Source organism: Streptomyces sp. NPDC088147 (assembly GCF_044741565.1).
GTDB lineage: Bacteria > Actinomycetota > Actinomycetes > Streptomycetales > Streptomycetaceae > Streptomyces.
The window spans coordinates 492940-518341 of sequence record NZ_JBIUSY010000008.1 but is presented as its reverse complement, the minus strand read 5'-3'; the positions used below and the strand labels follow the sequence as shown (position 1 = coordinate 518341).

22 protein-coding genes and 1 pseudogene are annotated in these 25402 nt (G+C 70.4%); 9 read left to right on the top strand and 14 right to left on the bottom strand.

Annotation, left to right across the window (positions count from 1 at the left end):
• Positions 1-2: 2 nt before the first annotated feature.
• A complete protein-coding gene (locus ACIOGX_RS28610; RefSeq protein ID WP_401917468.1) occupies positions 3-683 on the top strand; it encodes an NADPH-dependent F420 reductase in 681 nt (226 codons plus the stop codon).
• A 210-nt stretch (positions 684-893) separates the two neighbouring features.
• Here ACIOGX_RS28610 and ACIOGX_RS28605 read toward each other — a convergent pair whose 3' ends face one another.
• Positions 894-1184: an Atu4866 domain-containing protein gene (locus ACIOGX_RS28605; protein WP_356516079.1), complete on the bottom strand. Its 291-nt coding sequence runs from the start codon at positions 1182-1184 to the stop codon at positions 894-896.
• A gap of 337 nt (positions 1185-1521) precedes the next feature.
• Here ACIOGX_RS28605 and ACIOGX_RS28600 point away from each other — a divergent pair, with 337 nt between their 5' ends.
• The 4 genes from ACIOGX_RS28600 to ACIOGX_RS28585 all read left to right on the top strand — a co-directional run bounded on the left by ACIOGX_RS28600 (position 1522) and on the right by ACIOGX_RS28585 (position 5233).
• Positions 1522-2271, top strand: coding sequence for an Atu4866 domain-containing protein (locus tag ACIOGX_RS28600; RefSeq protein ID WP_401917466.1), 750 nt, complete (start codon positions 1522-1524; stop codon positions 2269-2271).
• A gap of 94 nt (positions 2272-2365) precedes the next feature.
• Positions 2366-3757 (top strand): amidohydrolase family protein, encoded by a 1392-nt coding sequence (locus ACIOGX_RS28595; RefSeq protein WP_401917464.1) that lies wholly within the window; start codon positions 2366-2368, stop codon positions 3755-3757.
• A 157-nt stretch (positions 3758-3914) separates the two neighbouring features.
• Positions 3915-4607, top strand: a complete 693-nt coding sequence (locus ACIOGX_RS28590; RefSeq protein ID WP_401917462.1) for an NADPH-dependent F420 reductase — start codon at positions 3915-3917, stop codon at positions 4605-4607.
• 209 nt (positions 4608-4816) lie between these two features.
• The gene (locus tag ACIOGX_RS28585; RefSeq protein ID WP_387019974.1) at positions 4817-5233 is read left to right on the top strand and encodes a hypothetical protein; all 417 of its coding nucleotides are present in this window, start codon (positions 4817-4819) and stop codon (positions 5231-5233) included.
• Positions 5234-5294: 61 nt separating this feature from the next.
• Here ACIOGX_RS28585 and ACIOGX_RS28580 read toward each other — a convergent pair whose 3' ends face one another.
• Positions 5295-6272 (bottom strand): cupin domain-containing protein, encoded by a 978-nt coding sequence (locus ACIOGX_RS28580; RefSeq protein WP_401917460.1) that lies wholly within the window; start codon positions 6270-6272, stop codon positions 5295-5297.
• 100 nt (positions 6273-6372) lie between these two features.
• On the opposite strand from ACIOGX_RS28580, the gene ACIOGX_RS28575 reads away from it, so the two are divergent.
• Positions 6373-7395: an MBL fold metallo-hydrolase gene (locus ACIOGX_RS28575; protein ID WP_401917458.1), complete on the top strand. Its 1023-nt coding sequence runs from the start codon at positions 6373-6375 to the stop codon at positions 7393-7395.
• Here ACIOGX_RS28575 and ACIOGX_RS28570 read toward each other — a convergent pair.
• From ACIOGX_RS28570 to ACIOGX_RS28545, 6 genes are all read right to left on the bottom strand, one after another.
• Entirely contained in the window at positions 7346-7633 is a 288-nt protein-coding gene (locus ACIOGX_RS28570; protein WP_401917456.1) for a hypothetical protein, read from the bottom strand. The two genes, ACIOGX_RS28575 and ACIOGX_RS28570, sit on opposite strands and share 50 nt — an antisense overlap.
• A gap of 249 nt (positions 7634-7882) precedes the next feature.
• Complete coding sequence (locus ACIOGX_RS28565) at positions 7883-8989, bottom strand: amidase domain-containing protein (protein ID WP_401917574.1); 1107 nt, start codon at positions 8987-8989, stop codon at positions 7883-7885.
• A gap of 169 nt (positions 8990-9158) precedes the next feature.
• Entirely contained in the window at positions 9159-10448 is a 1290-nt protein-coding gene (locus ACIOGX_RS28560) for a hypothetical protein (RefSeq protein ID WP_356516095.1), read from the bottom strand.
• A 68-nt stretch (positions 10449-10516) separates the two neighbouring features.
• Positions 10517-12502, bottom strand: a complete 1986-nt coding sequence (locus ACIOGX_RS28555; protein WP_401917572.1) for a transglycosylase domain-containing protein — start codon at positions 12500-12502, stop codon at positions 10517-10519.
• Positions 12503-13353: 851 nt separating this feature from the next.
• Positions 13354-13821: a hypothetical protein gene (locus tag ACIOGX_RS28550; RefSeq protein WP_401917454.1), complete on the bottom strand. Its 468-nt coding sequence runs from the start codon at positions 13819-13821 to the stop codon at positions 13354-13356.
• A 23-nt stretch (positions 13822-13844) separates the two neighbouring features.
• Positions 13845-14063 carry a hypothetical protein gene (locus tag ACIOGX_RS28545; protein WP_401917452.1) on the bottom strand — a complete coding sequence of 73 codons (219 nt, stop codon included), beginning with the start codon at positions 14061-14063 and terminating at the stop codon, positions 13845-13847.
• A gap of 183 nt (positions 14064-14246) precedes the next feature.
• Between ACIOGX_RS28545 and ACIOGX_RS28540 the strand changes: the two genes are divergently transcribed.
• A complete protein-coding gene (locus tag ACIOGX_RS28540) occupies positions 14247-15548 on the top strand; it encodes a cation:proton antiporter (protein ID WP_401917450.1) in 1302 nt (433 codons plus the stop codon).
• Positions 15549-15711: 163 nt separating this feature from the next.
• On the opposite strand, the pseudogene ACIOGX_RS28535 reads toward ACIOGX_RS28540, so the two are convergent.
• Together ACIOGX_RS28535 and ACIOGX_RS28530 are read right to left on the bottom strand one after the other, a co-directional pair.
• Positions 15712-15861, bottom strand: a pseudogene (locus tag ACIOGX_RS28535) (transcriptional regulator); the annotation flags it as partial.
• A gap of 225 nt (positions 15862-16086) precedes the next feature.
• Complete coding sequence (locus ACIOGX_RS28530) at positions 16087-17238, bottom strand: Dyp-type peroxidase (protein WP_401917448.1); 1152 nt, start codon at positions 17236-17238, stop codon at positions 16087-16089.
• An 87-nt stretch (positions 17239-17325) separates the two neighbouring features.
• Between ACIOGX_RS28530 and ACIOGX_RS28525 the strand changes: the two genes are divergently transcribed.
• Complete coding sequence (locus ACIOGX_RS28525; protein WP_401917446.1) at positions 17326-18678, top strand: right-handed parallel beta-helix repeat-containing protein; 1353 nt, start codon at positions 17326-17328, stop codon at positions 18676-18678.
• Between the two features lie 30 nt (positions 18679-18708).
• Here ACIOGX_RS28525 and ACIOGX_RS28520 read toward each other — a convergent pair whose 3' ends face one another.
• On the bottom strand, positions 18709-19389 hold the full coding sequence (locus ACIOGX_RS28520) for a hypothetical protein (RefSeq protein ID WP_401768811.1): 681 nt from the start codon (positions 19387-19389) through the stop codon (positions 18709-18711).
• 265 nt (positions 19390-19654) lie between these two features.
• On the opposite strand from ACIOGX_RS28520, the gene ACIOGX_RS28515 reads away from it, so the two are divergent.
• Positions 19655-22159, top strand: a complete 2505-nt coding sequence (locus ACIOGX_RS28515) for an SdrD B-like domain-containing protein (protein WP_401917444.1) — start codon at positions 19655-19657, stop codon at positions 22157-22159.
• A 67-nt stretch (positions 22160-22226) separates the two neighbouring features.
• Here the strand turns inward: ACIOGX_RS28515 and ACIOGX_RS28510 are convergent, their stop codons facing one another.
• From ACIOGX_RS28510 to ACIOGX_RS28500, 3 genes are all read right to left on the bottom strand, one after another.
• A complete protein-coding gene (locus ACIOGX_RS28510) occupies positions 22227-23216 on the bottom strand; it encodes an SMP-30/gluconolactonase/LRE family protein (protein WP_401917442.1) in 990 nt (329 codons plus the stop codon).
• Positions 23217-23385: 169 nt separating this feature from the next.
• Positions 23386-24273 carry a helix-turn-helix domain-containing protein gene (locus tag ACIOGX_RS28505; RefSeq protein WP_401917440.1) on the bottom strand — a complete coding sequence of 296 codons (888 nt, stop codon included), beginning with the start codon at positions 24271-24273 and terminating at the stop codon, positions 23386-23388.
• A gap of 447 nt (positions 24274-24720) precedes the next feature.
• Positions 24721-25380 (bottom strand): TetR/AcrR family transcriptional regulator, encoded by a 660-nt coding sequence (locus tag ACIOGX_RS28500; RefSeq protein ID WP_401917438.1) that lies wholly within the window; start codon positions 25378-25380, stop codon positions 24721-24723.
• Between the last annotated feature and the right edge of the window lie 22 nt (positions 25381-25402).

Here is a 25402-nt window from a genome sequence, read left to right as displayed (position 1 = left end):
CCATGACCACCATCGGGATCCTCGGCGCGGGCAAGGTCGGTACCGTGCTCGCCCGGCTCGCGGTCGCCGCGGGCTACGACGTCCTGATCGCCGGTTCGGGCGACCCGGCGAAGATCGCCCTCATCGTGGAGGTGGTCACGCCCGGCGCGGTCGCGGTGACCGCGGCCGAGGCCGCCGAGCGCGCCGATGTCGTCGTACTCGCCCTGCCGCTGGGCAAGTACCGCTCCGTACCCGTGGACGCGCTGCGCGGCAAGCTCGTGGTCGACGCCATGAACTACTGGTGGGAGGTCGACGGGATCCGGGACGATCTGACCGACCCGCGTACCTCCTCCAGCGAGATCGTGCGCGATTTCCTGCCGCGGTCGCGGATCGTCAAGGCGTTCAACCACATGGGGTACCACGATCTGGAGGAGGGTGCCCGGCCGCTGGGCACCCCCGGACGCAAGGCGATCGCGATCGCCGGGGACAGCGAGGACGACGTCGCGGCGGTCGCGGCTCTGGTCGACGCCCTCGGCTTCGATCCGGTGGTCGCCGGTGCGCTGGCGGAGGGCGTCCGTATGCAGCCAGGTACCGAACTGTTCGGCGCCCACACCGACGCCGCCACCGTCCGCGAGATGCTCGACCGGTTTCCCGCCACTGACTCGGGCCGACTCGTGGCCGAGGTCCGTGGCGCCGCCGGCTGAGAAGGCCGTGCCGCCCGGTCCGCTCCCCGGCCCCCGCCGCGCGCGGTGCGTCAGCGCGGGGGATCTCGGTAGTCGGCCCGCACGGCGTGGCGGAGGCGGTTGGCCAGGGGCGGGCCCGGCCAAGGCCGGCTCGGTCAGGCGGCCTCGGCCAGGGGCAGGCCCGGCCAAGGCCGGCTCGGTCGGGGCGGGCTCGGGTCGGGGCCGGCTTGGTCAGGCGCGGCCTTGATGGCGAGGGGGCTCGTCGCTCTCGCGGTAGAGCACCAGGTGCTCGTGGTGAAGAACGCCGTCGCGGATGTCGCCGGTCGCGGTGAAGCCGGTGTCGTCGACGTAGTCGATGTGGTCCCCGGTGACGGTGTAGCTGCCGGTGTAGGCGCTGCGGCGGTTGCCCCGGGCCTCGTCGTAGCGACCGTTCGCCAGTAGTTCCTGCCGGATGAATCCGTCCGCGGTCACCCACATGCCGATGTACGGGTGTGCGGTGCGGGATGTGTCGTCGCTGGTCATGGGTCCACGGTCCACCCGGTGGCCGGGAGTGGCCAGGCCGCCGTCTTCCCAGGCGGGGGCCTCCTGGGTGCCGCGCACCCACCCTCGCGAGTGACCGGGCCCCCGTGCGGCACGACAGCGGCGCGGGCCGTCCGGGAAAGCCCTCCTCGCTCACGGCGGAACGGATCGTGGGTGTGCGACACCTGGGGACACCGCGGCCTGGTTGCCGTTGCGCCGCGCGACAAACCTGGGGGTCAGGCAGCCGTTGCGGGTGCCGGACACTCGCCTCGGACGCGCGCCGCCCCTCCCTCTCGCGGCTGGCGCCGCCCACGAGGCGACCTTCCCCGAGGAGCACGCCATGAGCAGCACCGACACCGTGAGCTGGAATCCGGAGACCCTCGACGAGATCCTCTCCGACGACGCGGGGCGCCCCGTCCTGTTCACCAACGCCCGCATTCTGACGATGGACCCGTTGATCGGGACCATGACCGGCGCCGACCTCCTGTACGTCGGCTCCCTGATCGTCGGGGTCGGCCCCGCCATCGTCACCGCCGCCCAGGACGACAACGCCATCGTCGTGGACTGCACGGGTATGACCGTCACCCCCGCCGTCGTGGACACCGTGGCGCTGGCCGGTGGCCGCGGACACCGCGCGGAGTACGCCGCGACGCTGACCCCGGGCAACACCTCCGACTTCCTGGTGGTGCCCGACGAACTCGCCGCCGACGTGCGGGACGCGGTCGCCACGGTCATGACCCGGCCGGGGCACGTCCGTGCGCTTGTCGCGGCCGGTCGGCCGGTGCTGTGGGCCGGCGTCGGCGTCCCCGGCCGGGCCACCGCCCCCGAGGCGGGCATCCCGGCCGCCACGGATCCGACCGGCGGCCCGCGCGTCGGCGTCTGGATCGACAGGAACGACTTCCTGCACCAGGAGCTCACGGCCGACGGCCGCTACGACGAGACCCGGGGCGGGCGCCCGCACGCCTACCAGGGCCGCTACTGGATCGAGGGCGACCGTATCGACTACCTGGACGACCTCGGCTTCTGGGCCTACGGCGAGTTCCGGGGCGATGAACTCCACCACGCGGGCTACGTCATGAAGCTCGGCTGACCCGGCCTCCGGTCAGCGCGCTCAGCCCTCCCAGCCGCTCAGGCTCACACTCCGGCCTCCCCGGCCGGCTCCGCCGTACGGAAAGAAGATCCCCATGAACGTCAACGACACCACCAGTGCCGCCGTGCTCGAAGCGGTGCGGCGCAGGCCCGCCGCCCGGCGCCGCATCCTCTTCACCGGCGCGACCATCGTCACCATGGACCCCGCTCTCGGCGTCATCGACGGTGGAGACCTCCTCATCGAGGGCGACACCATCACCGGCGTCGGCCACGGCCTCGACGCGGGTGACGCCGTCGTCGTGGAGGCCGGCGGTACGATCCTCGGCCCCGGCTTCGTCGACACCCACCGGCACGCCTGGGAGGCCCAGCTGCGCCGGATCATGCCGGACGTCGACGACCTCGGTGGCTATGTCATGGCCACCCTGGCCGGTTACGCCACCGTCTACCGGCCCGAGGACATGTACATCGGCACCCGGCTGGCCGCCCTGACCGCGATCGACAGCGGCATCACCACCATGCTCGACTTCTCGCACAACTCCCGTACCCGCGAACACTCCGACGCCGCCGTCGAGGCCCTCCGTGACACGGGCATCCGCGGCGTACACGCCTCCATGGGCCCGCACTTCGGCGACTGGGACCGGCAGTGGCCCGGCGACCTGACCCGTATCAAGGAGCGGTACTTCAGCAGCGACGACCAACTGCTCACGCTGCGCCTGGCGACCCTGGCCACCGACGAGATCGCCGGACCCGCACTCGCCTACGGTCCGGAACTCGCCCGTGTGGCGAAGGACTTGGGCATCGGAGTGAGCGTGGACGCCGTCTTCGGCACGTCCTCCTCCGAGGCGGTCCTGCGCTGGGCCGGGGACGGCATCCTCGGCCCCGATGTCACCCTCATCCACTCCACAGGACTGACCACCGAGGCCTGGCAGGCCATGGGCGCGACCGGCACCACCGTGGCGCTCGCCCCCACGTCCGACGCGCAGATCGGCCTGGAGACCGCGATCCCGGCCGTCGACGAGGCACTCGCGGTCGGGATCCGTCCCGGACTGAGCATCGACGTCGAAGTCGCCCTGGCCAGCGACATGTTCACCCAGATGCGAGCCCTGCACGCCATCCAGCGGATGCGCGCGGTCAACGCCGCCTACGGCACCGACCGGGAGCCGTCCCGTATCACCGCCCATGACGTCCTCGACTTCGCCACTCTCCAGGGCGCCCGCACCAACGGCCTGGACGCTGTCACCGGCTCACTCACCCCGGGCAAGAAGGCCGACCTCCTCGTCATCCAGGCCGAGGACCTCAACAACATGCCTCTCAACGACCCCATCGGCACGATCGTCCTGGGCTCCGACGCCCGCAACATCAGCGCCGTACTCATCAATGGCGAACCCCGCAAGTGGAACGGACACGTCCTCGATGTCGATCTGCCCGCCCTGCGCGCCGAGGTGCACACCTCACGCGCGTACGTGCTGAACACCCCGCCCGCCTGAGCGCCCTCCTCCAGCTCCCTCGCCGCACTTGCCCCGGCCGTGGGCACCCACCGGGACTCGGTGGGTGCCCACGGCCGCTCGTGTCAGGTTCCCCTCCGCTTCATGCGCCCGGGGGTGCGGCGGGAATACCGAGCCCGGGTGTCCGGCTGGCACCGGTATGAGCACTCTCGGACTGATCGGCAGTGGACACATCGGCAGCACCCTCGCGCGGCTCGGCGTCGCCGCCGGGCTGGATGTGGTCCTGAGCAACTCACGCGGGCCGGAGACCCTCGCCGAGCTGGTGGCGGAGCTGGGACCGCGGGCACGGGCCGCGACCCCCGCCGAGGCGGCGGCGGCCGGGGACTGGGTCGTGGTGACCGTCCCGCTGAAGAACTACCGCCAGGTGCCGGTGGCACCGCTGGCGGGGAAGGTCGTTCTCGACACGAACAACTACTACCCCGAGCGCGACGGGCGGATCGCCGAGCTGGACACGGAGCAGACCACCACCAGTGAACTCCTCCAGCAGCATCTGCCCGACGCCCACGTCGTCAAGGCGTTCAACAACATCTACTTCAAGCATCTGACCGCACTCGCCCGGCCCACGGGCGCGGCCGACCGCACGGCCCTCCCCATCGCCGGCGACGACCCCGCGGCGAAGGCGTCCGCGACCCGGCTGCTCGACCTCCTCGGCTTCGACACCGTCGACGGGGGGACCCTCGCCGACAGCTGGCGCTTCCAGCGCGACACACCGGCGTATGTCGTTCCGTACGCGCAGAACCCGCAGGGCCTCGGCATCACCGCCGATGACCCGGGCAGGAGCGCGGACGCCGCGACGGTCCGCACGGCGCTCGCCGCCGCGACCCGCGGCTGAGCCCGGTGACCCCGGCGGGTAACCCCGGCCGGGGTCACCAGCCAGGGGGCCTTGTCCGCCGAGACGGGCGCGTTCCCAGATGCAGGCGGTCCGACATCCGAGGAGAGTAGGAGCACCAGGAGCTTGTGTTGCCGGCGGAGTGTGGCCTGGCGCCGCCCTTCCTGAGGAGGCACTGGCCAACTCCGCCCGATCGCTGCGAGGTGCAGCCCATGCTGATCATCGGAATCCTGCTGATGGCGGCCACGGCCGCTTTTACGGCGCTCCTCATCGCCTTCAACCTCTCCGGGGGGCCGGATTACGCCGTGACGTTGTTCGGCAGTACGCCGTTCACCCTCAACGCGCTGGGTGCCTTCCTGAGCGGGATCGCCCTGGCGCTCATCTTCGGCCTCGGGCTCTGGCTCATGCTGGGCGGTGCGGCTCTCCTCGCTCACCGGAGCAGGAAGCGCCGCGCGGCGCGCGCCGCGGTGTCCGAGCGCGATGAACTCCGAGGTCGGCTCGACGACTCCCGCACGGCACCGCCCGAGGCCGACCACACAGGAGGGGGTGCCACCGGCCCGTCCACGCCTTCCCTGTCGGCCTCGCGTCGCCCGGCACACCGCTTCCACCTGCCCGGACACAATCACTGAGGGCGTATCCGAGGGCGGCTACGGCTTGGCCGCCCGGCGGCCGGGATCGGGTTTCCCGCTGTCAGTGTGTTTTTGGCGTGAGTTGCGGGTCTGCGGCGGAGGCCGACCGACTCACGGCCTGCGCTCGATACCGCCCCGGTGTGGTACCGAACTCCCTCGCGAAGGCGTGTGAGAGTGCGTACGGGCTGCCGTAGCCGACCCGGGCGGCGATGGTGGCCAGGGTTTCCGTGGTGTCGCGGAGCAGGGTGGCGGCGAGGATCACGCGCCACCAGGTGAGGTACGCCATCGGAGGACGGCCGACCAGGGTGGTGAACCGGCGGGCCAGCGTGGGGCGGGAGACGCCCGCCTCCGCGGCCAGGCGGTCGTTGCTCCACGGCGCGGCGGGGTTCGAGTGGAGCGCTCGCAGGGCGGCGGACGTCACCGGGTCGCCCAGCGCGCCGGGCCAGGCTCCGCTGGTGGATTCGGTCATCCAGGAGCGGATCATGTAGACGAGGAGGAGGTCGAGCAGGTTCGGGAGCGCCACGCAGGAGCCGGGCCGTACCTCGTCCAGCTCACCGGCCAGCAGGTCGATCGCGGCGCGGAGTTCGAGGTGGGTGCCCACCCGGCTGGGAAGGTGCACGACTTCGGGCAGCTCCGCCATGAGCGGGTGCATGCGGCTGCAGTCGAGCCAGTACGTGCCGCAGAGTATCTCCGTCTCGTCGCGATCGGGCCGGGCTCGCGGCCCCGACCCCGGGCTCGCCCCCGTCGCCACAACCAATCGTTCGACCGGCACCGCCTTCTCCCTCGCGGTCGCCGCGTCGACCGGGGAATCGGCGATCACACGGCCCGTGCCATGGGGCAGCAGCACCGCGTCACCCACGCCGAGGGACACGTGGGCACCGCTGTCGGTCAGTAGCCAGCAGCTGCCCTTCAGGACGACGTGGAAGCCCGCGCCGTCGTACGGGTCCAGCCGCGCGCACCAGCTACCGCCCATCCGCACCCGCTGGGACGAAGGGTGCCCGAGGTGCACGGCAGAGATCGCGTCGCTCACCACATCCATTCACCCAGGATATCTCCCATCTGAGACATGAGACGGAAGCGTATTTTATTGAGCTGGCCGCGCATTGAGAGGATCGTTCACCGTTCTTAGAGTCGAGCACATGGTGAATGAGGACGAGCGTGTACAGAGCATGGTGCTGGGGGATGTCGAGGTCATCCGGGTCGTGGAGTGGCATGAACCGTTCCTGCCCACCTCCGAGTTCCTTCCGGAAGTCACTGCCGATGTATGGAAGGACAACGAGCAGTGGCTCGCACCCGACCACTGGAGGCCGGACAGCGACAGGACGGTGATCGCGTTGCAGTCGTGGGTACTGCGCAGCGCCGGACGGACTGTCCTGGTCGACACAGGAGCGGGCGACGGGCGCGAACGACCCGGCATGGCGCCGTACTTCCACCAGCGTCAGGGGGACTTCCTCGACCTCCTGGCGAGGGCCGGCGTTCGCCCGGGGGATGTCGACGTCGTCGTCAACACCCACCTCCACGTCGATCACGTCGGCTGGAACACCGTCGACGCGGACGGGCAGTGGGTACCGACGTTCCCCAACGCCCGATACCTCATTCCCGCCGCGGACGATTTCCACTACGGTCCGGACAACGCGTACGGGAACGGCCGACAGGAGGTCGACCGCCTGATCTATGAAGACAGCGTCGCGCCCATCCACGAGGCCGGGCAGGCAGTGCTGTGGGACGGCCTCCACCGCATCGACGAACACCTCACCCTGGAGTCCGCGCCCGGCCACACCCCCGGCTCGTCCGTGCTCCGACTCGCCTCCGGAAGCGACCGGGCGGTCTTCGTCGGAGACCTGCTGCACAGCCCGGTGCAGATCCTCCGGTCCTGCTGCAACAGCAACGCCTGCCTGGCCCCGGACCAAGCGGTGGCCAGCCGCCGCCGTATTCTCGGGCGGGCGGCCGACGAACGGGAGTTGCTCGTCCCCGCGCACTTCGGTGGTGCGGGTGCTGTGGAAGTCGTACGGGACAGCGGCGGGTTCGCCCTCGGGCCATGGGCGACAGCCGGCCCGGAGACGAGCCCCGGGGCCGTTCGCGGATGGGCGGATGGGCGGATGCCGGGCGGCGTCAGCTCACCCATCCCTCCCGGCGATACGAAGCCAGCTTCACCGAGGTGAGTGCCCGGAGGTCGTCGACACAGCCGTAGTGCATGGCGATGGTCACGGCGCAGCGCACCACGTCGAGTACCTCCTTGGTGAGGTCATCGATGTCCGGTTCGCCGTGGCGCTCGCGTTTGACGCCCATGCCCTCCAGGCGGTTGATCTGCTGGGCGACCTCTCCCGTCTCCTCGGCCAGGCCGACCGCGTCGACGGCGGTGGTGATCCGGGCGTCCGCCATGACCGCGGCGTTGTCCATGCCGGAGCCGACGACGCTGACCTCCAGCGCGCGGGCCGCCTCGTCGAGGTCCTCAAGGTGCCTGACTCTTCTCGTATCACATTGACTGGTTGGGCGGTCATGAATCCCCGTCGCCGAAGGGGGGCATGGAGCTTCCGCGAGTGGCGCTCGGCCGGGAGACCCCAGCCGAGCGCCCGCGTCACCCGCTCGCGGCCCGATCAGCACGCGCACGTGTGGTGACGAACCGTCTGGACCGCCGTCGGGTACCGCTCAGGTGCGGTAGGCGTAGTACGCCGCGGTCGGGTACGACGCGATGAGGCTGGCCACCGACCTGTTGTAGGTGTCGACGGAGTGGTACGTGAGGTACGGCACGCCCTGCTGGCTGCGGGACGTGACGATCATCGTATGGTCCTTGGACCCGTCCTTGTCGAAGTCCAGCTGGAGCACGTCACCGATGTCCATCTGGTAGACGTTGGCAAGGCTGGTCGCCCGTGCGGACGACAGCGCGAACCAGGAGAACTCGTTGACGCCGACGAAGGAGTACGACTGGATCTCGGCGTTGCCGAACCACTTGTGGAAGTCCGTCGTGTAGCCGGGCACGTGCTTCCAGCCGCCCGCTTTCAGGGACTGGCTGACGAAGTTGGTGCAGTCCCCGCCGGCCCCGGCGCCGTCGAAGCTGGGGTAGTCCGGGTTGTAGTTCTTCCAGTGCTTCGTCGCGTAGGCCGCCATGGCGTTGTAGTCGTATCCGCTGGCCGTGAAGTTCTTGGGATTGGACGGAGCCGGGCGCGTGGTGGCCGCGCGGGGCGCCGAGGGCGGGTCGTCGGCGGCGGCGACCGGTGCGGCGGCGGACGGCTCGGCCACCTGGTTGACCGCGAGGTAGCCGTCGTCCGTGTCGCGGACGGCGGTCAGCTGCCAGCCGCCCTCGCGGTCGGCCTGGAAGGTCAGTTCGTGGTGGGCCCGGAATCCGGTGGTCCTCGGCTCGGCGCCCCTGGCCTTCCCGTACGTCAGGGTCGTCTTCTCGGTGACGGCGACTGTGGCGCGCCGGCCCTCCACCCGCGTGGCGTCCAGCGTGACACTGGTGTCGGCTCCGCTGTACGTCTCGCCGAGCCCGGCCAGGCGGGACTTGCGGGCACGCAGTTCTTCGAGTGCCGCGTCCTCCTCACGCGACTGCGTCTCGGACAGCCGCACCGTTCCGGTGAAGCCGGACGTGCGCTGCCGGAGCCCGCTCGGGGCGTCCACCAGGGCTTGTGTGCGGTCGGCGAAGACCGCGTCGGCCAGCCGCTGGAACGTGGCCCTGGTCGCCGAGTCCACCGACGGGTCGTCGACGACCGCCGCGCTCGCGCTCCAGCCGGGCCCGAGCGCGACGCCGGCGGCCATCGAGGCCACCACCGCGACTATGGCGGCGCGGCTCCGCCTACGGCTCACTCTTCTCGTTTTCAACGACGTTCCTCCTCTTCGTCGCGCCTACTGCGCGATCGCATCTTCACATGGGATGTGTGCGGGGTGTGAAGCGAAGGACACAAGTGGAACCAGACTGTTTCCAGGGTCACTTGACCACCGTGGACCAGTCGGGCGACTGTGCCGGATCCAGTCCGCGCATCCGCTCCAGCGTCTCGGGCTTCTGCACGTCGAGCCAGTCGGCGAGTTCCTTGAAGGACACACACTTGACGCCCTTCTTGGTGCAGACGTTCTTGATCACCTGGTCGACGGCCCTCATGTAGATGCCGCCGTTCCAGTCCTCGAAGTGATTGCCGATGAACAGCGGGGCCCGGCTGCCGTAGTAGACACGGTTGAACCCCGCCATGTAGGAATCGACGGTCTGCTGCTCCCAGCCGGGGTACTTGGCCGGGTCTCCCTCGGTCTCGCCCTCGGACTGGTTGTAGAGGAAGTTGAAGTCCATCGACAGGCCCTGGTACTCCCCGCCCGGGTACGGCAGCATCTGGAGCGGAAGGCCCCAGATGCCGTCCTTCTTGGTCGGCCATATCTGGAACTCGCCCGGGGAGCTGGCGTCGTAGCGCCAGCCGTAGCTCTTCATGGCCTTCAGCAGGTTCGCCTGGCCCTCCAGACAGGGCGCGCGACCGCCGGTCACCTCCTTGCGGGGGTCGAAGGGCAGCGGGGGCATGTCCTGGTAACCGGCGTTGGTCTTCCACTTCTCCACGAAGTCGTAGAACTGGTCGATCTCGCTCTTCCACTCCGCCACGCTCCAGTCACCGCCCCCCTTGTCGCCGCAGAAGTGGCCGTTGAAGTGGGAGCCGATCTCGTGGCCGTCCCGGTAGGCCCCGGCGAGCTGTGTCAGGGTGGTCCGGATGTGCTCGTCGGTGGGGTAGCTGATCGCGGCGGAGCCCACCGGGTGCTGGGGCGGGCGATAGAGGTCCTTCTTGTCCTTGGGCAGCAGGTAGATGCCGGTGAGGAAGAAGGTCATGTGGGCGTCGTACTTCTTGGCCAGCTCCCGGTAGTGGGAGAAGAGCCGGTCGTCGCCCTCCAGCGCGCCGTCCCAGGAGAAGACGACGAACTGAGGTGGTTTCTCACCCGGTTTGAGCGGCACCGCCTCCAACTGGCCTTTCTGCGGACCGGTGTAGGAGGTCGACCCGTCGCCGAGCACTTTGGTCTTGCCGTCCCATTCCGGCTCCTTGCTGGACTGCGCCGAGCCCCAGCCGGCCCATCCGTCGTCGCCGCCGGAGGCGGCCGGAGCACCGTCGTCGGAGGGGTTCAACGCCAGGAAGCCCGCGACGGCCGCGCACACGACGACCAAGGATGCCGCGAGGGTCACGAACCGGGTACGGGTGGTGCGCCGGGGTGCGCGCGCCTTGCGGCGGCGGCCGGGAGTCGACTTCATACGGGGCCCAAATCTCCGAGGGGGGTGCGGGTGCGGGTACGGGTGCCGACGGTCCGCCGGCCCACCGGTCAGCTCAATGGGCTCATGGCGCCGGCCCAGATGTCGTACGGGACGCTGTCGTCGGCGGTTCCCGCGACCCCCTTCAGCGGCAGCGGTTCGAGGCTCTTGGCCAGATCCATGCGGTAGACGACCACGGCGGTCGTCACGGCGCGGGCCGTGCCGACGTACCAGGCGGCGGTGTCGTTCGCGGTGGTGCCTGCCTTGCCGGACACCGCGGCGCCGGCGGGAGCGGCGTCCGGGTGGGCGGAGCGGATGGAGTCCGTGAGTGCCTGGGTCACCTCCTCGGCCACCCGGGCGTCCATCGCGCGGCGCGCGTGCGGCAGGTCCAGCCGCACGGCTGTGCCGTTCCGGGTGATGCGGCGCACGGAGTACGGATCGGTGTGCTGCCCCGCGGCGGCGAAGGTGGCGTAGCCGCTGGCCATACGGATCGCACTCGGCGTGGAGCTGCCCAAGGACAGGGCGGGTACCTGCGGCCCCATGCTCGACGACAGCAGTCCGGCCGCCAGTGCCGTCTGCTTCACCTTGTCCAGGCCCGTGTCCATGCCCAACTGCATGAAGGGGGTGTTCACCGACTCGGCGAGGGCCTCGCGCAGCGTGATCCGGCCCCATGACTTGCGGCCGTCGTTGCGGGCGGCGACCTTCTTGCCGGCGCGGTCCCAGTAGGGTCCCTCCGGCGTGCTGACGGGCACGCCGTCGTCGCCGTCGTAGAGGGACTGCGGGGTGACGGGCTCCCGGGGCGCGTCGCGCTGCTTGACGGCGCCATGCTCCAGACCCGCCGCGTAGACGAAGGGCAGAAAGGCCGAACCGGCGGGCACCGTCGTGGCGTTGGACTCGTTGTAGCCCTGCTTGCGGTGGTCCGGACCGCCGTAGACGGCGAGGATACGGCCGTCGGTGGCCACCGAGGCGGCACCGTAGTGGGCGGTGACGGCCGCGTCCGGGTGGGTCTCCTGGGCCTTCTTCCGGGCCTTGGTCACCTCGTCGTCGAGCGCCGCCTCCCGCTTCCGGTCGAAGGTCGTGTAGATCTGGTAGCCGCCCAGGTCGAACTGTTTGGCCGACATGCCGGCGGCCTTCGTGGCGTGCTGGGAGGCGAGTTCCACCAGGTAGTCGCTCTGCTGGCCGGTGTCGTACAGCGGGTTCTGCTTGAGCGGCTCGGGGAAGGCGCGATAGCCGGCCCGCTCGGATGCCGACAGCTTGCCGATCTTGACCATCCGGTCCAGGATCCAGTTCCAGCGCTCCACGGCCCGGTCGTGGTTGGCGGCGCTCAGCGTGGGGTCGTACAGGCCGGCACCCTTGAGCAGAGAGGCGAGGAAAGCGGCCTGGCTCGCGTCGAGTTGGCTGACATCCTTGCCGTAGTACGCCTGCGCGGCGCGCTGGATGCCATAGGTGCCCCGGCCGAACCAGCTGGTGTTGAGGTATCCCTCCAGGATCTCGTCCTTGCTCATCTGGTTGTCGAGCTTCAGCGCCATCATCGCCTCGGTGAACTTGCGGCTGATGCTCTGGTCCTGGTTCAGGTAGACGTTTTTGACGTACTGCTGGGTGATGGTCGAGCCGCCCTGGGTGTCACCCCGCCCGAGCGTGCGCCACAGCGCGCGGGTGAGGCCCTTGGACGAGATGCCGGGGTCGCTGTAGAAGGACTCGTTCTCGGCCGCGAGCACGGCTGAGCGGACTTCCTGGGGTATGTCCTTCAGCGGCATCGCCTGCCGCTGTACCCAGCCGGTGCGGGCCATGGGGGTGCCGTCGGACCAGAAGTACACGTTGTCCTGCTGGGTGGCGTACGTGTTGAGGTTCTGCGGTATGTCCGTCGAGGCGTAGGCGATGCCCAGGAACAGACCGGTCAGCCCGACGGCTGTCAGCGTTCCGCCCAGCCACTGCCGCAAGGAGGGCACCCAGCGGCGCCAACCGGCCCGGCCGGGGCGCGGATAGTGCGGCCTGAGCCGATGGGCGTACGACATCGGCGGCCCGGCGAGGGGGGCCAGGAGCGTGCCCAAGCGCATACGGGCGGACGGGGGCCGCGCGGCCTTGCGCCGGTCGGCTCGCCCGCTGGACGGCTCCGGCCGCTCCATCCGCGACGGCGTGGTCCCGTCGGCGAGCGGAGCCGACTCGGCGCGCGCGGACGGCGGGGGCACCTTGAGCTGCATGGTGCGTTCGGGGTCGGCGGGGATACGTGCCCGGACACCACTGTGCTCATCACCGAACCCGGCCCCCCGCGAAGCCATCCGTCGGCCCGATGCCCCGCGGCTCTCCTCCGGACCCCCCGGCCCCTGCCCTGCCTCTGTCATGGCTGGGTCTCACTCCCCACTACGTGCGGCCCGTACGGGTCGACACAGCTGCCGCTGACGCGGCTGCCATCCCCCCAGCCGCTTTACGGCCCTTGCGGTCATACAAAATTATCAGCGATCTTTTCAAGTTCTCCGCACAACCGCCCGACAGGACGAAACACACAGGAAACGCGGGGCATCCCGGCCTTGAAGGTCCGTCCCTTCCGGGCCTGATGTCCCGTCACGGGCACGTTCGCCGGGATCGGGGCGAGCGAAGGCGGACATCCGCGGCTCGCCGGCATGCCGGACCGCCCGTCCGTGAGCCACGGCCGCATGACCACCAAGCGTCCAGCGCCTGTCTGTTGCGCGACGGCTCCACCACCCCGGCGTTCACGCGCCACCGTTGAGGGCGGGATCACGGCTCGGCCCGAGCCGGTCCTCCGTGCGGGGCGACCCGGAACCGTCTCCGGCCTCTTCGGGGGTGAGCGGCCGGAGTGTGATCGATCGAACGAAGTCGACCTGTCGACAGTGGGATTGTGGCGTGCATGACAAAGTGTGGGGTTCGCGTGAAGATCGTCAACCGATGCTCACGGCACCGGGAATCCCGGGGAGGGCCCCAAGAGGTCAGCGCGATCGGTGTCGGTGAGGTTCTTCAGGCCGATGGTCCAGGTCTCACCGTGATAGAGGTCGTTCGTGATCCTCGTTCCCGCTCCGGTCAAGGTCGCCTCGCCACCCCGGTAGTCCAGGATCAGCTGAGCTTCGGTCAGGTCGGCCAGGTCCGCGGGGTCGCTGGTGATACGCCACCGGCCGGTGCCCGCGGCCGTGACCTTCGGGGCGGTGGGGGTGGCGCCGAGCCGGAAGCTGTAGCGCGCGAAGGGGGCACTGCCCTGAGCCCTTTCCCATCCGGCCCTCGGTGCGAGACCGCCCGCCGGCAGGATGTCGGCGGTGATGACGCTTCCCGCACGGGCGGTGAACCGCGCGGTCGGTGCCAGGCCGGAAAGCTGGGCCTTCCTCGCGATGATCAGCCGGTCGCGTCCGTTGAGCGGGGCGACCACCGCGTCGAGCGACTCGGCCTCGCTCAGGACGACGATCCGCGCGCGGGGGCCCGTGTGCCGGCCCCGCGCACCAGGAGGGACGTGCGCCGCCCGGCCGGGACACGCGCGATCCGCTCGGTGCCGGTCACGGTCTGAGTGAAGGATCCCGACTCGCGGGTGAGGACGACGGACGCGTCGAAGGCGAGCGCCCGGTCGGTCCAGTCCGGTGCCCAGTAGACGAAGGCGGGGACGTCGCCGGACACCTTCGCCAACACCACCGCCGAGGCGCCGGGAGCCGCGCCGCGCCTGCCACCACTCGGGTGAAAGCCGGGATCCCGCCCTCCGGCTGGACCCCCTGGGCGCCCCGATCACCGAGAATCGGGCTCCAAGCCCTGTCCGGTCGGCAGGACCGAGCCGGCGACGCGGCCATGGTTACGGAGTTCACGGTGGATGGAATCTTCTCGCTGATCCTCCTTCTTCTCTTCCTCTGGAGCCTGTTCTCGCAGCGGCTGGCACGCGTCGAACTCACCGCCCCCGTGGCTTTCGTACTGCTGGGCCTGTTACTGAGCGAGGGACTCGGCGTACTGGATCTGGCTCCGTCGCCGGAGACCGTACGCACACTCGCCGAGGTGACACTGGCCTGGGTGCTCTTCACCGATGCCGCACGGCTGTCCTTCCGGGCTCTGCGCCCGGAACTCGGCCTGTATGTACGGCTTCTGTTGCTCGGGCTGCCGCTGTGCATCGGGCTCGGCACCCTGCTGGCCGTGGGGCTGCTCCCCGGGGTGTCGGGGTGGGCGGCACTGTACGTCGCCGCCGCACTCGCTCCGACAGACGCCGCGCTCGGCGCCACGATGATGGTCGATCCGGTCGTGCCCGCGAGGATTCGCCGGCTCATCAACGTCGAGAGCGGTCTGAACGACGGCATCGCCACCCCGTTCGTCGTACTCGCCCTGGCCGGAGTGGCCGCGGCCGGGAGCACGTCGGACACGCACAGCCCTGGCAGCGCCCTCGTGGAACTCGCCATCGGCCTGGGCTACGGCACGGCGTTCGGACTGATCGCCGGATACGGGCTGCGCTTCGCCCTGCGCAAGGGCTGGGCCACCGAGGATGTCGCCGGGACGGGTGTCCTGGCACTGGCCCTCCTCAGCTACACCTCGGCCATCGCGATCGGCGGCAACGGCTTCGTCGCCGCCTTCGTCGCCGGACTGGCCTTCGGATCGACACACGGCGCCCGGCAGCGTGTGCTGCTGTTCGTCGAGCAATCCGCCTCGCTGTTCTCGGTGCTGGTGTGGCTTCTCTTCGGCGCCGTACTGGTTCCGGCCGCCTTCGATCACCTCACCTGGCAGGCAGCGCTCTACGCGGTACTGAGCCTGACGGTGGTACGCATGCTGCCGGTGGCCCTCTCCCTCATCGGAAGCGGTCTGGACAGGAAGACCCTCCTGTTCGTCGGCTGGTTCGGCCCTCGCGGTCTGGCGTCCGTCATCTTCGGTCTGCTGGCGGTCGAAGAACTCGCCCCGCCGGCCTGGCAGTCGATCGTCCCGGTGGTCGCGTGCACCGTGCTGCTCAGCGTCGTCGCACACGGCATCACCTCCGCCCCTCTCGCCCAACGCTACGGAAGAGCGTCAGCCGCCCCCGGCACGCCCCCGGCAAGCTCGGACGGCCCGGCAGCGAACGATCTGCCCATCCGGGGGATGGGGACCGGCAGCATCGGTGCGCGTCGGCGCGGCAGGCGGGACGGGCATACGTGACCGGGACGGGCATACGTGACCGGGACGCGCGCATGGGCCGTCTGCGTGGGCCGTCTGCGCGGTGCGGCCTGCCGAACGATCGTCACGACTTCGCCGAGAGCGCGACGTCTCATCGTCGTCCCGGGCGTCGTGTCGGAGCCCGGGGGCGATAGGCGGTGTCCGGTCAGGAGGCGCTGGCGTCGTAGCCGTCGCGGTGCGCGAGGACCTCGTCCATGTGGGTCTGTGCCCCATATCCGAGGCCGCGCGTCATCTCGTGGAGAGAGAGCCCGAGGCCGGTCAGCTCGTATGACACGCTGACAGGGACGGCTGGCGGGGGAGGCCGCAGACGCCACCCCCCGGTGAAAGGCGAAAGCCACCCACGATGAACGCACCCTCCACTTCACTTCCCGGCGGCACCTGGACGCTGGGCGACTCGACCATCACCCGTTCGGCTACGGCGATCCGCTGAGGACGTGGCCGAGCTGGACCGTATCGGTCACTGAACGACAGTCGGGCCACGCCCGGGACCGGCGACACGTACGTGGATGGCACGGGGGAGTCAGCCGAACAGGGGGGAACCGAGCGGGTGTTGGTGGTCGAAGCCGGGGAGGATCAGGAAGGTCGCGCTGGCGGTCGTGGTGGTGAAGGGCATCAGTGCGTCGGAGGTGTCCATGCGGCTGAGCGTGGCCGTGAAGGTCCGCAGATCGTTCTGGAAGCTGATGAAGAGCAGGCCGGGGGCGGGTTCGTCGGTGCTGTAGGAGCGGCGGAGCATATGGCCGACGCCGACCACGGTCGGATTCGCCCTGCGGACGTGGGCGTCCACGGGGACGAGATAGCGGCCGTCGGGCGTCTTGGCGCCGAGTTCCGGGCCCGAGGCGACGGTGCCGCCGGAGAGGGGTACGCCGCTGGCCCGGCGCCGCCCGAAGACCGCCTCCTGTTCCGCGACGGACAGGGCGGCGAACCGTGTCAGGTCGAGCTCCATGCGCCGCAGGACAGCCAGGGTGCCGCCGGCGACCGCGGGGGGCCCGGCCAGCCACAGGTCACGTTCTTGTTCGGCGGTCGTGTGCGGGCCCACGATGCCGTCGATGAAACCGAGCAGGTTGCGCGGTGCGGTGCGGCCCTCGGCGACGGACACGTTCGTGCCGCGGCGTCCGGTCTGCCGCCAGCGTTCGCGGATGCGGTCGCCGGCCCGGTCCAGGAGCGCGGCGGCGACGACCGGTACGAGCAGTGCGTCGTCGGCGCAGATCTGTATCAGCAGATCACCGCCGCGTGCCCGCGAGGCGATCCGCTCGCGGGAGAAGCGCGGGAGGTCGGCCGCGCCGGGCAGTGTGGCACCGGCCGACCGCACCAGCCGCGGACCCACGCCGACGGTCACGGTCAGGTCACCCGGGGACAGGCCCAGCAGCCGCGGGTCGGACCCGGCGGTGAGGGTGCTGATGGTCTCGCCGAGTTCGGCCAGTAGCGGGCCGGGCGCCACCGCGGTGCCGAGGTCGGCCACCACGGCCAGCAGGTTGCGCTGGGCCGACCGGGGAAGCGTGACGCCGGCCTGATGCCGACCCGTCGCCGGAACCGGCGTGGCCGCCGCGGAAGCGGCGGGCGGGCCCGGCCGGGCGGAGTCCGATGAGCACCCGGCGATGAGACCGGTGGCCACCATCGCGCCGGTGGCATCGAGGAACGCGCGACGTGACGGGTGGCGATCGGCGCGGTTCATGATGTGCAGAGTGCCACACCCGCCGCGCGTCCGCCGTTCAACTTTCCTATTGCGGCGGGGAATTCGCCGCCGTGCCAGACTGGGATCATGTCTCGATCAGCTCTTCGCGTGATGGCGGCGGTACTGGGCGTACTGACGCTGGTGGCCGGTTGCAGTGGTGGCGGTGGCGGTGGTGGCGACGACGGATCGGGCAAGGGCCGGCGGCCGGAGGGCGCCCAGGTGACGATCCGTGTGCCCGGCGACGCCCCGACGATCTCGGACGCGGTGTCCCTGGCCAAGCCCGGCGACCTGGTGCTGGTGGCTCCTGGTGTGTACCGCGAGTCGGTGAGGATCGACACGGCTCGCATCACGCTGCGCGGCGAGTCCCGGGACAAGGTGGTCATCGACGGGCAGTTACAGCGGCCGAACGGGGTGGTCGTCACCGCGCCCGGGGTGGCCGTGGAGAACCTGACCGTACAGAAGAACACGCAGAACGGGGTGCTGGTCACCGGTTCGGCGGCGGCGGTCACCGGGCTGCCGGGGAGCGGCGGCTACGACACCGGCGATGAACCCGTCACCCTCCTGAAGTCGTTCCTGGTCTCGTATGTGACCGCGACCCGTAACGGTCTGTACGGCATCTACGCGTTCTCCGCACAGAACGGTGTCATCGAACACTCCTACGCATCGGGCGGGGCGGACTCGGGGATCTATGTCGGCCAGTGCAAGCCGTGTCGGATCGTGGTGCGGGACAACATCTCCGAACTCAACGCGGTCGGTTACGAGGGCACCAACGCCAGCGGCGACATGTATGTGGCCGGAAACCGGCTGGTCGGCAACCGCGTCGGACTGACCACCAGCTCCGACCATCAGGAGAAACTGCTCCCGCAGCGCGACGCCGTCGTCGCCGGCAACCTGATCGCGGACAACCAGCAGCCGAGGACCCCCGAACAGGCCGACGGCGGCTGGGGCATCGGGGTCGGCGTCGACGGCGGCAGCGACAACCAGTTCATCCGCAACCGGATCACCGGCAACACCAACGCCGGGCTCATGATCACCGCGACCGCCGACCTGACGGCGGACCGCAACCGGGTCACGGACAACACCTTCACCGCCAACGGCGTGGACGTCGGCTGGACGTTCCCCACCGCCACCCGCGGACAGGGCAACTGCCTGCGGGGGAACGCGCTTCGGCGGACCGTACCCGCAGGGCTCGCGGACACCGCGTCATGCCCGGTTCCCGCCACGTCACCCACGCCGTCCGGCAGTTGGGCGAGTCCGACGCCGCCCGCGGGCATCCCGTTCACCGACGTGGCCGCGCCGGGCCCGCAGCCGGAGTTCCCCCGTGCCACCACCGCGGGCGCCACCGTCGTGCCGGACGTTCCCGCGCTTCCGGACATCGCGGACATCGCGCTGCCGTCGGCGTCGCTGCTCGCCGCCGGTGCGCGGGTGCGGACCTCGTGAGCGGCGACATGCGGACCCTGTGAGCGGCGGCTATGGCGCCGGTGTGATTCCGGGTACCGGCTGGACGGGTACGTACGTTTGGGTGTCGAAGTCGAAGACCACCGGCTCCGGTTCTGAGGCGACACTGACCTGAACCCGGTGCATGGTGCCGTCCGAATCGATCCAGTAGCGCACGGTCCCCGACGTACTGGCCTTGGTACCGGCGTCCGGCCCGTTCATGATGTCCGTCTGCCGGCCGTGCACGTTGTCCCGCCCGACCCATGCGGCGCCGTTCTGCGGCAGCAGTGCGGCGTTGTCCGGCCGGTCGTTGCCGAGGCGGAGCGCGATTCCCAGCGAGCTGTCCAGCGACATGCCGGATGTCCGCAGCTGACGTCTGTGCCAACCGGACGCGGGCGGCGACGCCGGCGCGACTGCCGGGGGATCCGTCATGGGGTGGACCAGGACGGTGGTGGCTGTCCACTGGATCAGTCCGTCGCTGGACGTGTCGCGCCCGGTCCCGCGCACCACCCCGTAACCGGTGTGGGTGCGGAAATCGATGGATCCGGTGATCACCAGCCCGCCCGTGGCGTTGGGCACGGTGATCGTCACCGCCCGGCCTCCCGCCTGGTAGTTGAGGAACCGCGTGATCGCCAGCCGGTTCACCTCGTCCGAGGTCAACGCTCTCGGGGCGGTGGGGCCACCGCTGTTGCCGAGGAGGGCGAAGGCCGTGATCGCGGCAGCCGTGATGCCGATGACGACGGCTGCCACCCAGCGCGCCCTCGGCCACCGGCGGCACCGCGCTGCCGCGCGCCCCAGGAGACCCTGCTTGATATTGCTGCTCCGCGTTCTGATGCTCCGCACGCGGCGCGACTGTAACAGGTCTCCGCCGAGGCACCCTCAAACTCTGCGTTTACCAGACATGACGTTGAGTCAACTTGTAGGCTCGCCCCTGCATTTGCCGCGTGGGCAAAAGTGTGGGACGAGGTAAAGGAATGCCATGCCATTACGTGGAGTGGTGCGGTTAGGGCTGTCCGGCCTCTTACTTGTGGGGGGCGGCGCAGGCGCGGTCTTGACCGGCGCCGGGCAGGCCGACGCTTCGGCCTCTGACGGCACCCTGACCGTCCAGGTACTGCGGGACTTCTTCGGCACCGGCGTGATCAACTCGACGATGGACGTGCCGCAGCGGGGAATGAAGGTCGATGTCGCCGACTCCGCCGGCCATCACGTCACCGGTGTCACGGATGCCACCGGAAAGGTCATCGTGCCGCCGTCGAACGAGCTGACCGGCGGCAGGTACCGGGTCGATGTCACCGTCCCGGAACCCTACAGCGACTATCTGCGGGCGGCGCCCGCCTCGACCGCGCCGAACCACTTCGACAGCTTCACCACGTTCGTGGACGTCTCGGACGGCAAGGACGACTCGGTGATCACGGGGGTCTGGGACCCGGCCGACTACACACTGCCCGATTCCCGCTATTTCGTGCCGATCCAGAGCGGCGCCGGCGGGACCGACACCCGGGCACTGGTCGCGTTCGGGACGGACGCCCGGGGCAACTGTCCCGACCAGGAGGCATGCCCGGAGGTGCTCAACACGCAGGACCAGGTGGGCACGACCTTCGGGCTGGCCTACGACAAGTACCGCGACCAGCTGTTCCAGTCGGCTTTCGCCCGGCGGTACACCGAGTACGGGCCGGAGGGCGGTGACGCGATCTACACCGTGCCGGCCGACGGCGGGGGCGCCCCGAAACTGTTCGCGAAGGTACCGGGCGCCACGGAGACACCGCACGACACCGCCAACCTGATCAAGGACGCCGGGTTCACCGACGCACCGGGCAAGGAGAGCATCGGCGGCCTGACCCTCTCCGAGGACGGCTCGACCCTGTACGCGGTGAACCTGCTCACCCGCAGCCTGGTCAGCTTCGACGCGACCGGGCCCACGGCCTCGGCGCCCGAGGCGACCGTGCCGATCCCCGACCCGGGCTGCGCGTCGGCCGACGACTGGCGTCCGTTCAGCCTGGCCACCCACAACAACACCCTGTATGTCGGGGGCGTGTGCAGCGCGGAGAGTACACAGGAACGCTCGGACCTGAAGGCCGTGGTCGCCACCTATGACGGCGAGCGGTTCACCACGGTGCTGTCCCAGCCGCTGACCGCCGAGCGCGGGAGCGTGCTCACCAGCAACTCCGGCCGAGACCAGGTCAACCACTGGAACCCGTGGAACACCGACCTGGAGGACTGGGACACCTTCAGCGTGAACGGCCCGATGATCGATCCGCAGCCGGAGCTGGCCACTACGGCCTTCGCCCGCGACGGATCGCTGATCCTCGGCTTCCGCGACCGGTTCATGGACGTTGTGAGCTGGGGCGGGCTGGACCCGAGGCCGGGCAACAACACTCCGCAGAACGGCATGTCCGGCGGCGACATCAGTATGGCCTGCGCCACGCCCACCGGCGGGTACGAGTGGGAGGGCACCGGAAGCTGCCCCGACCACGCCACGGACCCGACCGTTGACGGGGTCCAGCCCGGCGGCGTCGTCGAGTACTTCCCGGGTGACTTCTTCCCGAACGGCGGCTCCGCGACCCAGCCCGGCCCGCACCAGGAGTCCGCGCTGGGATCGGTCGCCTACATCCCGCAGCAGCAGTGGGTCGTCAGCACGCAGATGGACCCGACCGGCAATGTCATCACCAACGGAACCGGCTACTACGACGTCGCCACCGGCCTCGGCCCCGGCAACGACCCGGCCGCCAACGCCTACCAGTTCATCGGCCCGAACCAGAACGGGTTCGGCAAGGCCGGTGGCCTCGGCGACATCGCGTACGCCGCGGCGAACGCACCGATCCAGATCGGCAACGTGGTGTGGTACGACGGCGACCACAACGGCGTCCAGGACCCCGGGCAGGTGCTGCTGCCGGACGCGACGATCAACCTGCTGGACGCGGAGGGCAAGAAGGTCGCCACGACCACGACCGATGCTGCCGGCGAGTACTACTTCGGCGGTGTCGGCGCGGACTACGAGCTGACACCGGGCGCCAAGTACACCGTGCAGTTCGACGTGTGCACCGCGGACACCAGCGAGGTGCCGGGCCGTCCGGCCGCCACCGACCTGCGGTTCACCTTGCCGAGGGTCGGCGACGACCGGGTCCATGATTCCAATGTGACCCCGCCGACCACCGGCCGGCTGTGCGACGGGTACGCCCCGGTCACCGCACCGACCACGCCAGGAGGGGTCGATCACACGATTGACGCCGGCGTGTACATCCCGCAGGAGGCATCGCCGACACCCACGCCGACCGCATCCACGTCCCCGACACCTACACCGACACCGGCGCCGCCGACAGGCCCGGCGCCCAACACCCCGGCACCGGCCGGCCGGCCCCCGGGTTCCCTCGCGAACACCGGTACGTCCGGTCTGGGAGAGGCCCTCGCCCTCGTGGCCCTGCTGCTCGGTGCGGGTGCGACAGCCGTCCTCGTCACCCGTAAGCGGCGCGCAAGGCACCACTGACACCCGAAACCCCCGACGGGCCGGTGCGACGCACCGGCCCGTCGGCACGGACCGAAGGTGGTGGGCCTCAGTCGTTGAGGTCCGCGAGGATGAGGTTGGGGTCTTTGGCGGTGGTGTAGGCGGCGCTCAGGACATAGACGGTGTTTCCGTGCAGCGCGATGGATGTGGGGTTCTGGAGACCGTCGGTCGTGCTCAGGACGGTGGTGTGGCGGCCGTTGGGCTGTACGAGCGCGACCTCGCTGGGGCCGTTCAGTGTGGCCAGGATGCGGTCGCCGTGGCCGGTGAAGGCGAAGTCGTCGATGCCGGTCAGGCCGGTGGCCCGGATCTGCACCCGTCCGGCCTGCCCGCCACGGAGGACGGGGATGCGCAGGAGGGTGCCCTTGTCGAGGTTGGTGGCCCACACCGCCCCGTCGCGGATCTTCAGGCCGTTGGCGCCGAGGAAGCCGGCGGAGGCCAGCTCGGGGGCGGCGGACCAGACGGTGGGGGTGCCGCCGGTGGCGGGGACGCTCCAGATGGTGCCGCGGACCGAGTCCGTGATGTAGAAGGTGCGCGTACGCGGGTCCAGAGCAAGGCCGTTGGGAAGACCGTCGGCGGGCAGGGCGGCGATGCGCCGCGGTTCGCCGCCGGGGCGCAGGCGCCACAGACCCGTGAGGCTGTCGGTGCCTGTGGCGTACAGGAAGTACAGGGTGCCGTCGTGGGTTCGGGCGATGCCGGTGGTCAGGGCGAAGCCGAGGACCGGGGTGTGGATGCCGCCGTCGGCCGGCTCGGGCAGTGTGGCCAGGATCCGGGTGCTGCCCGCGGGGGTGACCTGGGCGATCTGGCGAGCGGCGGCGAAGGTGACGTAGGCGGTACCGTCCGGGGACAGGGCGATGTTCTCCGGCATCCGCCCCTTGCCCAGGTCGAAGTGGGCGGCGATCCGTGCGTTGTCCACCGGGGCTGTAGCACGTGTGGTGGCGGCCGACGCGGAAGCCGGACCGGTCGCGGCGACGGCGACCGCGACTGCGGCTGCGGTCAGGGCGGTGGCTGACAGGGCGGTCCTGGAGAGCTTGTTCAGCATGATGCCTTCACTGTTTTCTGGTCGGGGATTGAGGAGTGCGGGGGATTTCGGGCATGCGGCAGCGGTACGCCGACGCGCGAGGGTGTGGGGCGGCTCCGGCCCCGGACAGGGCGGGGCTCGGCAGCGGCCGGTGGTGCGTTGGTTCGGGTCCGCTCCGGTGCGGGCGGGGTCAGCTGCTGCTGACGCGGGTCTTCGGCCGGGACGGAATGGCCGGAGCCGTGGCCTGGGCGAGCAGGGCCAGGGCGGTACGTGAGGGTGAGCCGGCCTCGGTGGTGGCGACCACGATGCTGGGCCCCGGTCCGTGGCTCAAGGTCTGCTGGGTGACGGTCAGTGACCCGACCAGCGGGTGGCGCATCTCGTAGTCGGCGACATCGCAGGCTTTGACACGGTGGTCGGCCCACATCGCCGCGAAGTCCTCGCTCTTCGCGCTCAGTTCACCCACCAGAGCGTGCAGTGCGGAGTCCTCCGGGTACTGGCCCGCCACCAGGCGCAGATTCCCCACAACCGCCCTGGCCTTGGCCGGCCAGTGCACGTACAGGCCGCGGGTGTGAGCGTCGAGGAACACCAGCCTGGCCATGTTGGGCCGCCGGGCCGTCAGGTCCGGAGCGCCGGGGTCCAGATGTCCGGCGAACAGCGCGTGGCCGAGCCGGTTCCACGCCAGCACGTCGCCGCGCCGGCCGATCACGATCGCGGGCACGTCCACGAGCGCGTCCAGGAGCTGGGAGGTCGCCTCCGTGATCCGCTCCGGCGCCGGACGTCGGCCCCGGCCGCGGGACTTGGCCGACCGGGACAGGTCGTGCAGATGCAGACGTTCGGACTCGTTCAGGCGCAGAGCCTGGGCGATCGCGTCCAGTACCTCAGGTGAGGCGTTCAGCGAGTGCCCCTGTTCCAGCCGGGCGTAGTAGGAGGGGCTCACCCCCGCCAGCAGCGCCAACTCCTCACGTCGAAGCCCCGGTACACGGCGGCGCTCCCCGTAGGTGGGCGTCCCGACGTCAGCGGGGCGCAACTGGGAGCGTCGTGTCCGGAGGAACTCCCCGAGCTGCGATCTTCCGTTCATGGATCCGAGTATGGGCCGACCGGAACGACGCTGCCTCCCTCTGCCGGGGATAGGCACCGGCGGGTGCGGCTGCCCGGCGGGACAGCCGAGGGAGGCGGCGGCAGCGGCCAGGGCTGGGGCGGGCGGGGCTTGCCCAACCACCGGGCGGCGGAGGTCGAGACGAGAGCTGACGGGTGGCCGTCGTCACCTGGTGCGAGGCGTCGAGGAGAAGTAACGGTTCGCGGCGGGCAGGAACATCAGCAGGACCGCACCGGCCGCAAAAGAAACAGCGCGTTGGTGACCGCCACCCTGGGGCGCCTCTTCCCCTCCGCCGCCACGCTCATCGTCCGCCTCTGCTTTCCGTCAGACAGGGGCCTGTGCGCCCGGAGAGACGGCGGAGACGGCGGAGGCGGTTCGGCCCGCGGGGACCTCGCCGGCGCTGCGGGATCCTGGTTCCGGGTCGGCGGCCTACTCGTGATCCGTGCAGAGGTGGGCGGTGAGGGCCGCACAGGCCCATTCCTCCCAGGCCTCGGGGGACCAACCCCGGTCGCGGACAAAGATCAGGTAGAGCTCCGGGCTGAGCAGCCCGTACAGCAGGTCGGCGGCGCGGGCGGTATCGACGTCGCGGCGGGCGTCGGGCTTGGAGGTCAGTGCCTGCGCCGCGGCGTGCTGGACGGTGTAGCGCGGGTCGGGGCCGGCGGGCCACTGCGCGGCGATCTCCGGGTCCGTGGCAGCCGCGGCCGCGATCAGCGGCATGATCGGGGCGACGCGGCCGAGGATGTCGCGTACGCCCCGTACGTGGGCGCGCAGTTGCCCGGCCCCGGTGGGCTCGGCGCACGCGGCACGGAACCAGTCGCGGTCCATCGTGGCGACCGGTTCGACGTCGCCCGCGATGGAGGTGTCGACGACGTCCTTGAACAGCGCGCGCTTGTTGCGGAAGACGAAGTACACGGTCTGGACGGCCACTCCCGCGCGATCCGCAACCTCCTGAAGGCTTGTCGCGCCGTACCCCTGCGCGATGAACAGGTCCCGCGCCGCCGCGACGATCTTCTCGCGGGTGCGTCGCGAGCGCTCGGCCCGCTTGTCGGGGCGCTTGGGGTTTCCGTCGGATCCCTTGACTTCATCCATGACAGGAGTCTATCTCTAGAGT